Here is a 13298-nt window from a genome sequence, read left to right as displayed (position 1 = left end):
CGCAAAGCCCTCGCCGCCATCACCGGCACCGCCCCCTATCCCCGAGAGAGCGGCGCTTGGCTCGGCAAACGCCACATCCGCGGCGGCCGCCGCGAACCCCGCAACCTGCTCTACCTCGCCGCTCTCTCCGCCACCCGCTCCTCCTCTGACCTCGCCGCCTGCTACAGCCGTCTCCGGGCCAGAGGCAAAGCCCCCAAGCTCGCTCTCCTGGCCATCGCCAGAAAGCTCCTCACCCGCCTCAACGCCATGCTCAGAGATCACAAGCCCTGGATCGCTCTCCAAAACTGACCCCTCCAAACACGGTTGCTCACCCGGAGGCGCAAGCGCCTCCGACCTCTCCCGCGTCCGGCGGGAGAGGTATGCGACATGACCGGAAGGCGTCAGCGGGACGCCCCGCTAGCCTCGTTTCCCCGTCACCAGCCCGGCGCGGCGCAAGGCTTCGGCCATGGCGCCGTCCGGCTCCGGCGCCGGCGCCGGGGCGCGCGGCTTCTGCTGGTGCTGGTGGGGCTGCGGCTTCGCCTGGTGCGGACGCTGCGGCCCGGATTCCCGACGGCCCTGTGGCTGGTGCCGCGGACGGCCGTCGTTCCGGCCGCCGGGGGCGCCGTTCTCGCGGCGCGGCGGGCGCGACTGGCCGTCATCGTCGAGGCGCATGGTCAGGCCGATGCGCTTCCTCTGCACGTCCACCTCCAGCACCTTGACCTTCACCACGTCGCCCGGCTTGGCGACGGTGCGCGGGTCTTTCACGAAGCTCTTCGACATGGCCGAGATGTGCACCAGCCCGTCCTGGTGCACGCCGATGTCGACGAAGGCGCCGAAGGCGGCGACATTGGTGACCACGCCTTCCAGCACCATGCCGGGCTGCAGGTCGGTCAGCTTCTCCACCCCATCCTTGAAGCTGGCGGTCTTGAAGGCCGGGCGCGGGTCGCGGCCGGGCTTCTCCAGCTCGCGTAGGATGTCGGTCACCGTCGGCACGCCGAAGGTGTCGTCGGTGAAGCGCTCCGGCTCCAGCCCGCGCAGGGTCGCGGTGTCGCCGATCAGCGCCTTGATCTCGCCGCCGGTCGCCTCGATGATCCGGCGCACCACCGGATAGGCCTCGGGGTGCACGCCGGAGGCGTCGAGCGGGTCGTCGCCGTTCGGGATGCGCAGGAAACCGGCGCATTGCTCGAACGCCTTGGGCCCGAGCCGCGGCACGTCCTTCAGCGCCGTCCGGCTGCGGAACGGGCCGTTGGCGTCGCGATGCTGCACGATGTTCTGCGCCAGCCCCTCGCCGACGCCGGAGACCCGGGCCAAGAGCGGCGCCGAGGCGGTGTTGAGGTCGACGCCGACCGCGTTCACGCAGTCCTCGACCACGGCGTCGAGCGAGCGCGACAGCTTGGTCTCGCTGACATCGTGCTGGTACTGGCCGACGCCGATCGATTTCGGGTCGATCTTCACCAGCTCCGCCAGCGGGTCCTGCAGCCGGCGGGCGATCGACACCGCGCCGCGCAGCGACACGTCGAGCTCCGGCAGCTCCTGCGAGGCATAGGCCGAGGCGGAATAGACCGAGGCCCCGGCCTCCGACACCACCGCCTTGGTCAGCTTCAGCTCCGGGTGCCGCTTGATCAGCTCGGCGGCCAGCTTGTCGGTCTCGCGCGACGCCGTGCCGTTGCCGATCGCGACCAGCTCGACCGCGTGGGTCTTGGCCAGCTCGGCCAGGGTGGCGATCGATTCGTCCCAGCGCTTCTGCGGCTCGTGCGGATAGATCGCGGTGGTGGCCACGACCTTGCCGGTGGCGTCGACCACGGCGACCTTCACCCCGGTGCGGTAGCCGGGGTCCAGCCCCATGGTGGCGCGGGTGCCGGCCGGCGCCGCCAGCAGCAGGTCGCGCAGATTGCCGGCGAAGATCTTCACCGCCTCCTCCTCCGCCGTCTGCCACAGGCGCAGCCGGAGGTCGATGTCGAGATGGACCAGGATCTTGGTGCGCCAGGCCCAGCGCACCGTCTCGGCCAGCCAGGCGTCGCCCGGCCGGCCCTGGTCGGCGATGCCGAAGCGGCGGGCGATGCGCTGCTCGTACAGGCCTGGGGCCTTGCGGTCGGCCGAGTCGGCCGGCGCCTCCTCGGGCTCGAGGGTCAACGACAGCACCTCCTCCTTCTCGCCCCGGAACAGGGCCAGGATGCGGTGCGAGGGCAGCTTGGTCAGCGATTCGGCGTAGTCGAAGTAGTCGGAGAACTTGGCGCCCGCCTGCTCCTTGCCCTCGCGCACCTTCGACACCAGCCGGCCGCGGGTCCACGCCTCCTCGCGCAGGGCACCGATCAGGTCGGCATCCTCGCCGAAGCGCTCGACCAGGATCGAACGGGCGCCGTCCAGCGCCGCGGCGACATCGGCCACGCCCTTCTCGGCATCGATGAAGGCGGCGGCGGCCTGCTGCGGATCGCGCTCCGGATGCGCCAGGAGGTCGTCGGCCAGGGGCTCCAACCCCGCCTCGCGCGCGATCTGCGCCTTGGTCCGCCGCTTCGGCTTGTACGGCAGGTAGATGTCCTCGAGCCGGGCCTTGGTCTCCGCCGCCTCGATCTGGGCGCGCAGCGCGTCGTCCAGCTTGCCCTGCTCGGCGATGCTGTCGAGGATCGTCTTCCGCCGCTCCTCCAGCTCGCGCAGATAGCGCAGCCTTTCGTCCAGCGTGCGCAGCTGCGCGTCGTCCAGCCCGCCCGTCGCCTCCTTGCGGTAGCGGGCGATGAAGGGGACGGTCGCGCCGCCGTCGAGCAGCTCGACCGCCGCCGCGACCTGGGCCTCGCGGACGGAGAGCTCGTCGGCGATACGCTGGCTGATGGAGATCATCGACGGACCGGACCGGTAGTGGACAGGAAAGGCGCTGCTTCTACCCCGCCGCCAGGGTCGAGGTCAAAACCGCCGGCGGACGGGCTTGCCCGCCCTTCGACGGATGGGTGCCTTGCCTCGCCCCATCGAGGCATGATACTCAACTATGGAGTTAACAAATAGGCCGCCGATCCGGCGGCCCGGCCCCGTGCAGCAAGGCGGGGCATCAGCCGACAGAACGGCTCTGAAGGGGGAACGCCATGACGGAACGCCCTGCCGCGTCCCATGGGCCGGCGAATCGCGACGGGCGCTGGTGGGCCCTGACCGTGCTGTGCCTCGGCGTGCTGATGATCGTGCTGGACACGACCGTCGTGAACGTGGCGCTGCCCTCGATCAAGGCCGATCTCGGCTTCAACGACTCGACCCTCGCCTGGGTGGTGAACGGCTACATGCTGACCTTCGGCGGCTTCCTGCTGCTGGGCGGCCGGCTGGGCGACCTGTTCGGCCACCGCCGGCTGTTCCTGATCGGCTTGGCCTTGTTCACCCTGGCGTCGCTGGCCTGCGGCCTGGCCGGCGGCCAGGGCTTCCTGGTCGCGGCCCGGGCGGTGCAGGGGCTGGGCGGTGCCGTCGTCTCCGCCGTCGCCCTGTCGCTGATCATGGACCTGTTCACCGAGCCCGGGGACCGGGCCAGGGCGATGGGCGTCTACGGCTTCGTCGCCGCCGGCGGCGGCAGCATCGGCGTGCTGCTGGGCGGCCTGCTGACCGGCTGGCTGAGCTGGCACTGGATCTTCCTGATCAACCTGCCGATCGGCGCCGCCGTCTTTGCCCTGTCGCTGATCCTGCTGCCGGCGGGCGGCCGCAACGAGGCGGCCCGGCATCTCGACATCGCCGGGGCGGTGACCGTGACCGCGGCGATGATGCTGGCGGTCTATGCCATCGTGAACGGCAACGAGGCGGGCTGGACCTCCACCCGGACGCTCGGCCTGCTGGCCGCGGCCGTCGTCCTGCTGGTGGCGTTCCTGGCGATCGAGACCCGGGTGGCCGTGCCCCTGATGCCGCTCGGCCTGTTCCGCCGGCGCAGCCTGGCCGTCGCCAGCATCATCGGCATGCTGTGGGCCGCCGCCATGTTCGCCTGGTTCTTCCTGTCGGCCCTCTACATGCAGCAGGTGCTGGGCTACGGCCCGATGGAGGTCGGCCTCGCCTTCCTGCCGGCCAACCTGATCATGGCGGCCTTCTCGCTCGGCCTCTCCGCCCGGCTGGTGATGCGCTTCGGCATCCGCATCCCGATCGTGATCGGGCTGCTGCTGGCCGCGGCCGGGCTGGCGCTGTTCGCCTGGGCCCCGGTGGAGGGCCGCTTCGCCCTGCATGTGCTGCCCGGCATGCTGCTGCTCGGCCTCGGCTGCGGCATGGCGCTGAACCCGGTGCTGCTGGCGGCGATGAGCGAGGTGGCACCGACCGATTCCGGCCTCGCCTCCGGCATGGTCAACACCGCCTTCATGATGGGCGGGGCGCTGGGCCTGGCCGTCCTGGCCAGCCTGGCGGCGTCGCGCACCGGCGGGCTGCTGGCGGCCGGCGCCGACCAGCCGGCGGCGCTGGTCGGCGGCTATCAGGCGGCCTTCCTGGCCGGGGCCTGCTTCGCCGCCCTGGCTGCGGCGCTGGGCGTTGTCCTGCTGCCCAGGCCGCCGGCTGCGGAGCCCGCGGGCGAGACCGAATCGGTGCGATCCTAGCGCCCCTGTCCCGGCCGCGTCGGGTTGCTATAGTCCGGGTCCGATCCGGAGGGACTCGCGATGGCCGTTCCCGTGCTGCATCTGTGCTGCGGCGACAGCGCCGCCGGAGTGATCCGCGCCGGCCTCGGCCTGCCCGATTCGGCGATTCTGACCCTGCGCGACGACCTGGCCGTCGGCCCGCTCGGCGATGTCGACGACGAAAGTCCCGACGCCCGCGCCGCCTTCTGGCGCGCGCTGCTGACCGACGAGAATCGCACGGCGATCGAGGCCGGCGGAGGAGCGCTGGCCGACCAGCTGGCGGCCGAGTCGGCGGTATTGCGGCGCCTGCCGGAGGCGGCATCGAAAATCGTGATCTGGCACGGCACCGGCGCGGCCGAGCAGCTGATGCTGCGCCGGGTGCTGTGGGCCCTGCGCGACGCGGCGACGGCGGTCGAGGAGGTGGCGGTCGGTGCTGAATTGCTGCCCGAGGCCAGGCGCCGCGACATGACGGCCGTCGCGATGCTGCCGCCCGAGGATGTCCCCGGCGCCGTGGCCCGGCCGGTCGCGCCCGACCGCAAGGCCAGGCTGGCCACGGACTGGGAGAGCCTTCGGGCCGACGGCGGCGGGCTGCGCCATCACCAGGACGGCACCATCACCACCCATCCGATCGACGCGCATGACGGAGAGATCCTGGCGGCGGTCGGCCCCGACTGGCAGCCGGCGGCCCGTATCATCGGCCAGCCGATGGGCACGATTACCGGCTTCTTCGCCACCGACGCATTCGTCTTCTGGCGGCTGCGGCAGCTGGCGGCGCAGGGCCGGGTGGAGTTCGAAGGCAGCCCGGCCGCCATCCGCGGCTGCCGGGTGCGACGGGCAGGCTGACAGGAGCGGAAGACAGACCGATGGAACTCGACCGGAACCGGTTCAAGGCGGCGCTGGCCGCGGGGCAGACCCAGATCGGGCTGTGGAGCAGCCTGTGCAGCAACATCGTCGCCGAGATCGTCGCCGACAGCGGCTTCGACTGGATCCTGTTCGACACCGAGCATTCGCCGAACGAGCTGCCGGGCCTGCTGTCGCAGCTGCAGGCGGCGGCGCGCGGCACCGCCACGCCCGTGGTGCGGCCGGCCTGGAACGACCCGGTGCTGATCAAGCGCATCCTCGACATCGGCGCCCAGGCGCTGCTGATCCCCTTCGTCCAGACTGCCGAGGAGGCGCGCCGCGCCGTGGCCGCCTGCCGCTACCCGCCCGCCGGCATCCGCGGCATCACCGCCAGCGGCCGCGGCAGCCGCTACGGCCGGGTGCCCGGCTACCTGAAGACGGCCGATGCCGAGATCTGCGTGCTGGTCCAGGTCGAGACCGGCGAGGCGCTGGCGCGGATCGAGGAGATCGCGTCGGTGGAGGGCGTCGACGGGGTGTTCATCGGCCCGTCCGACCTGTCGGCCTCGTTGGGCCATATCGGCAACTCCCAGCACCCGGAGGTGCAGACCGCGATCGAGGACGCGGTGCGGCGGCTGGCCGCGATCGGCAAGCCGGCCGGCATCCTGACCTCGGTCGAGGCCGAGGCCCGGCGCTACATCGACTGGGGCTACCGCTTCGTCGCGGTCGGCACCGATCTCGGCCTGCTGGCGCGCAATGCCGACGCCTTGGCACGCAGCTTCAAGGGGTGATCCGGGCACCATGTCGCAGACCGGCCGGGTTTGCGCCCGGCCGCGGCCGTGATATCCCGGCCGGGTCGAAGGGGGAGCGCAGGCCATGCGCCTGAGATGGGCACGGAGACGGGCATCGTGGGTCGCGCTGGGCGCGGCCTATCTGCTGTTCGTCCAGGCCATCCTCGGCGGCCTCGCCATCGGCGCCAGCGCCGCGCCCGCGGCCTTCGACCCGCTCTCGGCCCTCTGCCGGACCGACGACGGCGCCGGGCCCGCCCGTCCCGACCAGCCGGCCCAGCATCCGCATCTGCCCGATTGCTGCACCACCGGCTGCAGCATGTTCGGCGGCTATCCGGTCCCGACGGTCGTCGCGGCGCTGCTGGTGCCGCATCTGGCAGGCACGACCGAGCCCGCCCCCCTGCCCGCGGCACCGGTCGCGGCCGCGCCGCAGCGGTCGCCGGCCAATCCGAGAGCCCCTCCCCCCGCCCAGGCCTGATCCAGCCGGGCCCGCCGCCGGCGGGTCCTTGACGGTTCACGACCGGAGCAGGGCGCCCGAGACGCGCCGCCCGGTCCAGCCTGGAGCAATCCGATGTCCCTGTCCGTGATGGCGCGCCTGCGCCTTGCCGTCCTCGGCGCCGCCCTGGCCCTGCCGGCCATCGGCGCGGCCGCCGCGCATGAGTTCAAGTCGGGCCCGATCGAGGTGGTCCATCCCTGGGCCCGGGCCACGCCGCCCGCCGCGAAGGTCGGCGGCGGCTATGCCGAGATCCGCAACGACGGGTCCGAGCCGGACCGGCTGGTCTCGGTCACGGCCGAGATCGCCGGCCGGGTCGAGATCCACGAGATGGGCATGAAGGACGGCGTCATGACCATGCGGCCGGTCGAAGGCGGCCTCGCCGTGCCGGCCAACGGTTCCGCCGCGCTGGCACCCGGCGGCTATCACCTGATGTTCCTGGAGCTGAAGCGGCCGCTGAAGGCGGGCGAGAGCTTCGCCGGCACGATGACCTTCGAGAAGGCCGGCACCGTCGATGTCAGCTTCGACGTCGAGCCGATCGGCGCGACCGCGCCGGGTCCCGGAGCGGGGCATTGAGATGCGCGCCCGAATCCTGGTGCCGGTGGCGCTCGCCCTCGCCGCCATCCTGATCGGGGCGGCCGGCCTCCTGCTGCTCTATCCGAAGGACCCGGCGGCCCGGCCGCTCGTGTCCGGGGCGCTGCCGGGCGGCCCGTTCCGGCTGACCGACCAGACCGGCGCGACGCTGAGCGACGCCGACCTGAAGGGCCGGCCCTTCGCCGTGTTCTTCGGCTTCACCCATTGCCCGGAGATCTGCCCGACGACGCTGTGGGAGATGTCGCAGGCGCTTCAGGCCCTGGGCCCCGACGCCGACCGGCTGCGCGTGCTGTTCATCACCGTCGACCCGGAGCGCGACCGGCCGGATATGCTGCAGCAGTACCTGCAGTCCTTCGACCGCCGCATCGTCGGGCTGACCGGCAGCCCGGAGGAGATCGCGGCCGTTGCCAAATCCTACCGGGTGTACTGGCGCCGCGTGCCGACCAGCGACGGCGACTACACCATGGACCATTCGGCCATGGTGTACCTGATGGACGCCGAGGGCCGCTTCACCGAGCTCATCGCCTACGGCACGCCCGAGCCGGAGCGGATGGCCGCGCTGCGCCGCCTGATCGCCGGCACCTGATCCCCTTCCGTTTCAACCCGTCGCCGGCCCGGCCGGCGATCCGGAGACCAACCATGCTGAAATCCATTCTGCCGGCGCTGGCGCTGGCCTTCGCCGCCGCCCCGGCCATCGCCCATGTCACGCTGGAGACGCAGGAGGCGCCGGTCGGCGCCACCTATAAGGCGGTGTTCCGCGTGCCGCATGGCTGCGAGGGCTCGCCCACCGTGAAGATCCGCGTCCAGATCCCGGAAGGGGTGATCGCGGTCAAGCCGATGCCGAAGCCCGGCTGGACGCTGGAGACGGTGAAAGGCAAGTACGCCGCTTCCTACGACTATTACGGCACCCCGACCAGCGAGGGGGTGAAGGAGGTGGTGTGGAGCGGCGGCAGGCTGCCGGACGAGTTCTACGACGAGTTTGTGCTGCGCGCCTATCTGACCGCCGGGCTGCAGCCGGGCGCGCATCTGTATTTCCCGGTGGTCCAGGAATGCGAGACGGGAGTCGAGCGCTGGATCGAGATCCCGGCCGTGGGCAAGGACGCCGACGACTACGAGACCCCGGCGCCGGGCCTGAAGCTGCTGCCGAAGAAGTGATGGTGTCCTGGATGCGTAGGTTGGGTTCGCGTCCGCGAACCCAACACCGGGCCGTCGCGACGGACGGTGACCATGTTGGGTTCGCTCGCCGCGAACCCAACCTACGAGCCGTCCTTCTCGCCCTTCTCCTCATCCTCCTCGCTCCGCAGGCGGCCTGGGCCCATGCCTCGCTGCTGCGGGCCGAGCCGGCGGAGAATGCGGTGCTGGCGGCGGCGCCGGACGGATTCCGCCTGACCTTCAACGAGCCGGTGTCGCCCCTGGTGCTGCGGCTGATCCGGCCGGACGGCACCACCGTCACGCTGGACCAAGCGCGGCTGGAGGATGCGACGCTGGTGGTCGCGGCGCCGCCCGGCCTTGGCACCGGCACGCATGTGCTGAGCTGGCGCGTCGTCTCGGAGGACGGGCATCCGGTCGGCGGGTCGGTCGTGTTCTCGATCGGGGCGCCCGGCGCCGGGCCACCGCCCGAGGCGGCGGATATGGCGGATCCGGCGGTCCGCACCGCCATCTGGCTGGCCCGGATCGCCTTGTACGCCGCGCTGTTCCTCGGCGTCGGCGCCGCGGCGTTCCGCGCCGCGATCGCCCCCTTGCCGCGCGGCGCCGGCCGCACCGCCGCCGCGCTGATGCTGCTGGGGCTGGCGGCGGCGCCGCTGTCGGTCGGGCTGCAGGGGCTGGACGCGCTGGAGGCGCCGCTGTCGGGCCTCGGGCAGCGCGTCGTCTGGGCCGCCGGCTGGGGCACCAGCTTCGGCACCACCGCCGCCCTCGCCACCCTGGCCCTGGCACTGGGCCTGGCGGCGCTGGCTCCGCGGCGGGGCTGGATCTCCGGCCTGGCGGCGCTGCTGGCGCTGGCCGCGGCCGGGACGGCGCTGGCCGCGAGCGGCCATGCCGGCGCCGCCGCGCCGCAGGTCCTGACCCGGCCGGCGGTGTTCCTGCATGCGGTCTGCATCGCCCTCTGGGCCGGGGCGCTGCTGCCGCTGGGCCTGCATCTGCGCGCCGGCGGGCCGGGCGCCGCGGCGGCGCTGCGCCGCTTCTCCGCCCTGATCCCCTTCGCCGTCCTGCCGCTGGCGGTAGCCGGCATCCTGCTGGCCGTGGTCCAGCTCGGCCACGTCAACGCGCTGTGGACCACCGCCTATGGCTGCGTCTTCCTGGTCAAGCTGGCGCTGCTGCTGGCCCTGTTCGGCCTGGCCGGGCTGAACCGCTGGCGCCTGACCGAACCGGCCGGGGCCGGGAACGGGCCGGCGACGCGACGCCTGGTCCGTTCGGTCGCGGCCGAGACCGTGCTGGTGCTGGCGATCTTCGCCGCGGCCGCCGCCTGGCGCTTCACCCCGCCGCCGCGCGCCCTGGCCGAGGCCGCGGCCCGCCCGGCCTCGATCCACATCCACACCGCCCCGGCGATGGCCGACCTGACCGTCACCCCCGGCCGGGCCGGGCCCGTCACGGCCGCGATCGTGGTGATGACCGGCGATTTCGGGCCGCTGGACGCGCAGGAGGTGACGTTGGTGCTGGCCAACCCCGCCGCCGGGATCGAGCCGATCCGGCGCAAGGCGGCGAAGGCCGGCGACGGCACCTGGCGGATCGAGGGGCTGGTGATCCCTGTGCCGGGTCGCTGGACCGTGCGGATCGACGTGCTGATCTCGGATTTCGAGATCGCCAGGCTGGAGGACGCGATCGACATCCGCCCCTAAAGGGGCCCGACCAGCCGCATCAGCCAGATGCCGAGGGCGAGCCAGGGGCCGAAGGCGATGGCCGTGTCCCGTGCCACCGGCCCGCGGGCGAAGACGAGCACGGCCAGCAGCGCCACGCCGGCGCCGATCAGGATCACCCAGGGCAGCGCCTGCCAGCCGAGCCAGGCGCCGCCGGCGGCGAGCAGCTTGGCGTCGCCGAGGCCGAGTCCGTCCTTGCCGCGCAGCCGGCGATAGGCGGAGGCGACGCCGGCGAACAGCAGATAGCCGGCGGCCGCGCCGATCGCCCGGTCCGCCAGCGGCGGGCCGCCCGGCTCGGCCAGCGCCGCCAGCAGCCCGGCCAGGATCAGCGGCAGGGTCAGCATGTCCGGCAGCAGGCCGATACGGCGGTCGATGGCGCCGAGCAGCAGCAGCCACCAGCCGAGCAGGCAGGTGCCGGGCGCCAGGGTGGGGTCGCCGACCAGGACGGAGAGGAGGGCGATGCCGATCGCCGCCAGCTCGATCACCGGATGCGTGCGGTCGATCGGGCCGCCGCAATGGCGGCAGCGGCCGCCGAGGCCGATCCAGCTGAGCACCGGCACCAGGTCGCGCAGCGCCAGCGGATGCAGGCAGCGGTCGCAGCGGGAACGGCCGACCAGCAGGCCGCGCACATCGTCCGGCAGGCGGTGCGCCGCGGCGGCGAGAAAGCTGCCGACGATCGGCGAAACGGCGACCAGCGCGATCTGGATCGGGGTCACGCCCTGGCCGCGGCGGTCACAGCTGGCGCGGCGACCGGGTGGTGCCACGCGGCCGCAGCGCCTCCATGCGCGACCGCAGCTCCTCCGCGATGGCGGCCGCGTCGGCGGCGTTGCGGATCACCCGCGGGGTGATGAAGATGACCAGCTCGGTCCGGTCGCGGCGGTTGCTGGTGGAGGAGAACAGGTTGCCGAGCACCGGGATGTCCTTCAGCACCGGCACGCCGCTGCGCCCGTTCTGCTGGTTGTCCTGGATCAGCCCGCCCAGCACCACGGTCTGACCGTTGGCGACCGAGACGATCGAGCCGATGCGGCGGGTCGAGATCGTCGGCGCCAGGGCATCCTCCTCGGACGAGGGGGCGCCTTCGACGATGCTCGAGACCTCCTGCTGCACGTCCATGCTGACGTCGCCGTTGGAATTGATCCGCGGCGTCACCTTCAGGATCACCCCGGTGTCCTTGTATTCGATATTGCTGACCACCGGCGCGTCGGGGTTGTCGGTCGACTGGCTCTGCTGCGTCCGCACCGGCACCTGGTCGCCGACCTGCAGCCGCGCGGTCTGGTTGTTCAGCACCGCAAGGGTCGGGGTCGCGAGCACCTGGACCTCGGTGACGCTCGACAGCGCGTTGATGAAAATACGGGCGTTGCCGCTGGCCACCAGCCAATTCAAGCCGCCATCCGGCCGCGTGAAATTGGTGGCGCCCCCCGTGTTGAGGGAAGCGCCGATGCTGCCGACACCGCCGAAGCCGCTGCCCGTCTCGAAGAAATATTCGACGCCGTATTGCAGCCGGTCGTTCAGCGTCACCTCGGCGATCGTCGCCTCGATCACCACCTGCATCGGGCTGGCGTCGATCGCGCGCAGCGCCGATTCGATCAGCCGGAACGCCGCCGGCCGGGCGCGGATCAGCAGCGCGTTCTTGTCCCGGTCCGGCACCACCCGCACCTCGCCCAGCCGGTCCAGCTTGAACACCGCCGCCCGGCCGGCCTGGGCGCCGGCCAGGCCAAGGATCGAGGCGTCGCCTTCCTTCTGCTGGGCGTTGAAGTCGATCGGCGCGAATTGCGACGAGGTGCCCGTGCCCGGCTGCCCGGAGGCGGCCTGGCCGTTGGCGCCGGTGGTCCCGGCCGCGCCGGCGGCGTTGGCCTGGTCGGTGCCGCTGCTGCTGGTGGACAGGCCGAGCCCACGGGCGACATCCGAGCCGAGCTCGTCCTCGAAGGGCGAGGCGCCGGCCTCGTCGACCTTGCCGAAGGCCTGGCCCAGCACCCGCGCCATGTTCGCCGCGGTGCCGTTCTGCACCATGTAGACGTAGACCCGCTCCTCGTCGGAATCGCCCTGGTCCAGCCGCCTGATCCAGCGGCCGGCCTCGTTGAGCTTGTCGGCGCGGGACGAGACCACCAGCACGGCGTTGAGCCGCTCCACCGGCAGGAAGTTGATCATCCCTTTCAGCGGGCCGCGTTCGGGGGCGCCGCCGAACACGGCGCTCAGCTCCCTGATCACCGCCTCGGGCTGCGCCTGCTGCAGCGGGAAGATGCCCGACGACATGCCGCGCAGCCAGTCGACGTCGAAGGACTGCACGGTGGCGGCCAGCGCCGAGCGGTCGGGGCTGGTGCCGGAGATCAGCACCATGTTCCGGGTCGGGTCGATGCGCACCAGGTCCGGATTGGTCGCCGGGGCGATCAGGGGCCCGATGGTCTCGGCCGAGACGTTGCGCAGCGGGATGATGGTGATGCCGTAGCCGGCGGGCAGCGGCTTCGGGTCGGTGCCGAGCTGCACGAAGGTGCGGCCGGACACCGCCTCGCCCAGCGGCACGACCCGGTAGCCGGCCCGGTCGTCCTGCACCAGCGCGGCGCCGCTGGCGCGCAGCACCGTCTCCAGCATCGCGATCAGGTCGTTGGGCTTGATCGGCCCCTGGGTCGCCAGCGTCACCGTGCCGGTGACCCGCGGGTCGATGGTGTAGGGCTGGTGCAGCAGGTCGCCCAGCACCGCCTGCACCACCTGGGGCAGATCGGCGTTGTTGAAATTGACCTGATAGCCGCCGGGCTGCGCCTGGATCGGGGACCCGATCGGAGCCGGCTCGCCCGGGGTCGCGTCGATCCCCGGATAGACCTGGGCTTGGCGCACCGGCTGGGTCCGGCCGGCCGAGGCGACGACGTTCGAGCGCGCGCGGGCATCGGCCGGCGCGGCGAGGGAGCGGTTGGCCAGGTCGTCGAACATCGAGGGCTGGCGATCCTGGCCCTGCTGCCCGCAGGACATCAGCGCGAGCAGCAGCGGAACCCCAAGGATCCTGAAGGAAAACGCCCTGAAAGCCACTGAAGCCATCCCCCCGCAGCGACGCCGAGCCATAACCGACCGGCTCCGGCTCGACAAGAGCCAAGAGCAATCGGCCCCGATTCGAAGCGAAATTGTTGCATTCTTGTTAAGTTTTATTGAAATCGAGTTGATAACCCCCTGATAAGACAAAAACATTTCGTTTGACCGCAGT

12 protein-coding genes are annotated in these 13298 nt (G+C 72.2%); 9 read left to right on the top strand and 3 right to left on the bottom strand.

Features of this window, described 5'->3' with window-relative positions:
- A partial coding sequence (locus tag G537_RS43270; RefSeq protein ID WP_026873448.1) for a transposase occupies positions 1–288 on the top strand: 288 nt, incomplete at its 5' end.
- Between the two features lie 108 nt (positions 289–396).
- Here the strand turns inward: G537_RS43270 and G537_RS0131640 are convergent.
- Positions 397–2814: a Tex family protein gene (locus G537_RS0131640; RefSeq protein ID WP_026873447.1), complete on the bottom strand. Its 2418-nt coding sequence runs from the start codon at positions 2812–2814 to the stop codon at positions 397–399.
- A gap of 239 nt (positions 2815–3053) precedes the next feature.
- Between G537_RS0131640 and G537_RS0131635 the strand changes: the two genes are divergently transcribed.
- From G537_RS0131635 to G537_RS0131600, 8 genes are all read left to right on the top strand, one after another.
- Positions 3054–4520, top strand: a complete 1467-nt coding sequence (locus G537_RS0131635; RefSeq protein WP_026873446.1) for a DHA2 family efflux MFS transporter permease subunit — start codon at positions 3054–3056, stop codon at positions 4518–4520.
- A gap of 60 nt (positions 4521–4580) precedes the next feature.
- Positions 4581–5381, top strand: a complete 801-nt coding sequence (locus tag G537_RS0131630; protein ID WP_026873445.1) for a DUF1835 domain-containing protein — start codon at positions 4581–4583, stop codon at positions 5379–5381.
- Positions 5382–5401: 20 nt separating this feature from the next.
- A complete protein-coding gene (locus G537_RS0131625) occupies positions 5402–6166 on the top strand; it encodes an aldolase/citrate lyase family protein (RefSeq protein ID WP_026873444.1) in 765 nt (254 codons plus the stop codon).
- 85 nt (positions 6167–6251) lie between these two features.
- Entirely contained in the window at positions 6252–6641 is a 390-nt protein-coding gene (locus G537_RS41090; protein ID WP_051249371.1) for a DUF2946 family protein, read from the top strand.
- 93 nt (positions 6642–6734) lie between these two features.
- Positions 6735–7232: a copper chaperone PCu(A)C gene (locus tag G537_RS41085; protein ID WP_034853572.1), complete on the top strand. Its 498-nt coding sequence runs from the start codon at positions 6735–6737 to the stop codon at positions 7230–7232.
- Between the two features lies 1 nt (position 7233).
- Positions 7234–7836, top strand: coding sequence for an SCO family protein (locus G537_RS0131610; RefSeq protein WP_026873443.1), 603 nt, complete (start codon positions 7234–7236; stop codon positions 7834–7836).
- 53 nt (positions 7837–7889) lie between these two features.
- Complete coding sequence (locus G537_RS0131605; protein ID WP_026873442.1) at positions 7890–8405, top strand: YcnI family copper-binding membrane protein; 516 nt, start codon at positions 7890–7892, stop codon at positions 8403–8405.
- Positions 8300–10087 (top strand): copper resistance CopC/CopD family protein, encoded by a 1788-nt coding sequence (locus tag G537_RS0131600; RefSeq protein ID WP_342665245.1) that lies wholly within the window; start codon positions 8300–8302, stop codon positions 10085–10087. The genes G537_RS0131605 and G537_RS0131600 overlap by 106 nt, the downstream gene beginning before the upstream one ends.
- On the opposite strand, the gene G537_RS41080 is transcribed toward G537_RS0131600, so the two are convergent.
- Both G537_RS41080 and gspD read right to left on the bottom strand, forming a co-directional pair.
- Positions 10084–10869 carry a prepilin peptidase gene (locus tag G537_RS41080; RefSeq protein WP_245579179.1) on the bottom strand — a complete coding sequence of 262 codons (786 nt, stop codon included), beginning with the start codon at positions 10867–10869 and terminating at the stop codon, positions 10084–10086. The two genes, G537_RS0131600 and G537_RS41080, sit on opposite strands and share 4 nt — an antisense overlap.
- The gene (gene gspD / locus G537_RS41075) at positions 10838–13030 is read right to left on the bottom strand and encodes a type II secretion system secretin GspD (RefSeq protein WP_155888867.1); all 2193 of its coding nucleotides are present in this window, start codon (positions 13028–13030) and stop codon (positions 10838–10840) included. Before gspD ends, G537_RS41080 begins: the two co-directional genes overlap by 32 nt.
- Between the last annotated feature and the right edge of the window lie 268 nt (positions 13031–13298).

This window comes from Inquilinus limosus DSM 16000 (assembly GCF_000423185.1).
In the GTDB taxonomy this organism is placed as follows: domain Bacteria; phylum Pseudomonadota; class Alphaproteobacteria; order DSM-16000; family Inquilinaceae; genus Inquilinus; species Inquilinus limosus.
The sequence above is the reverse complement of the archived record's forward strand: the minus strand, read 5'-3'. Positions and strand labels throughout refer to the sequence as shown.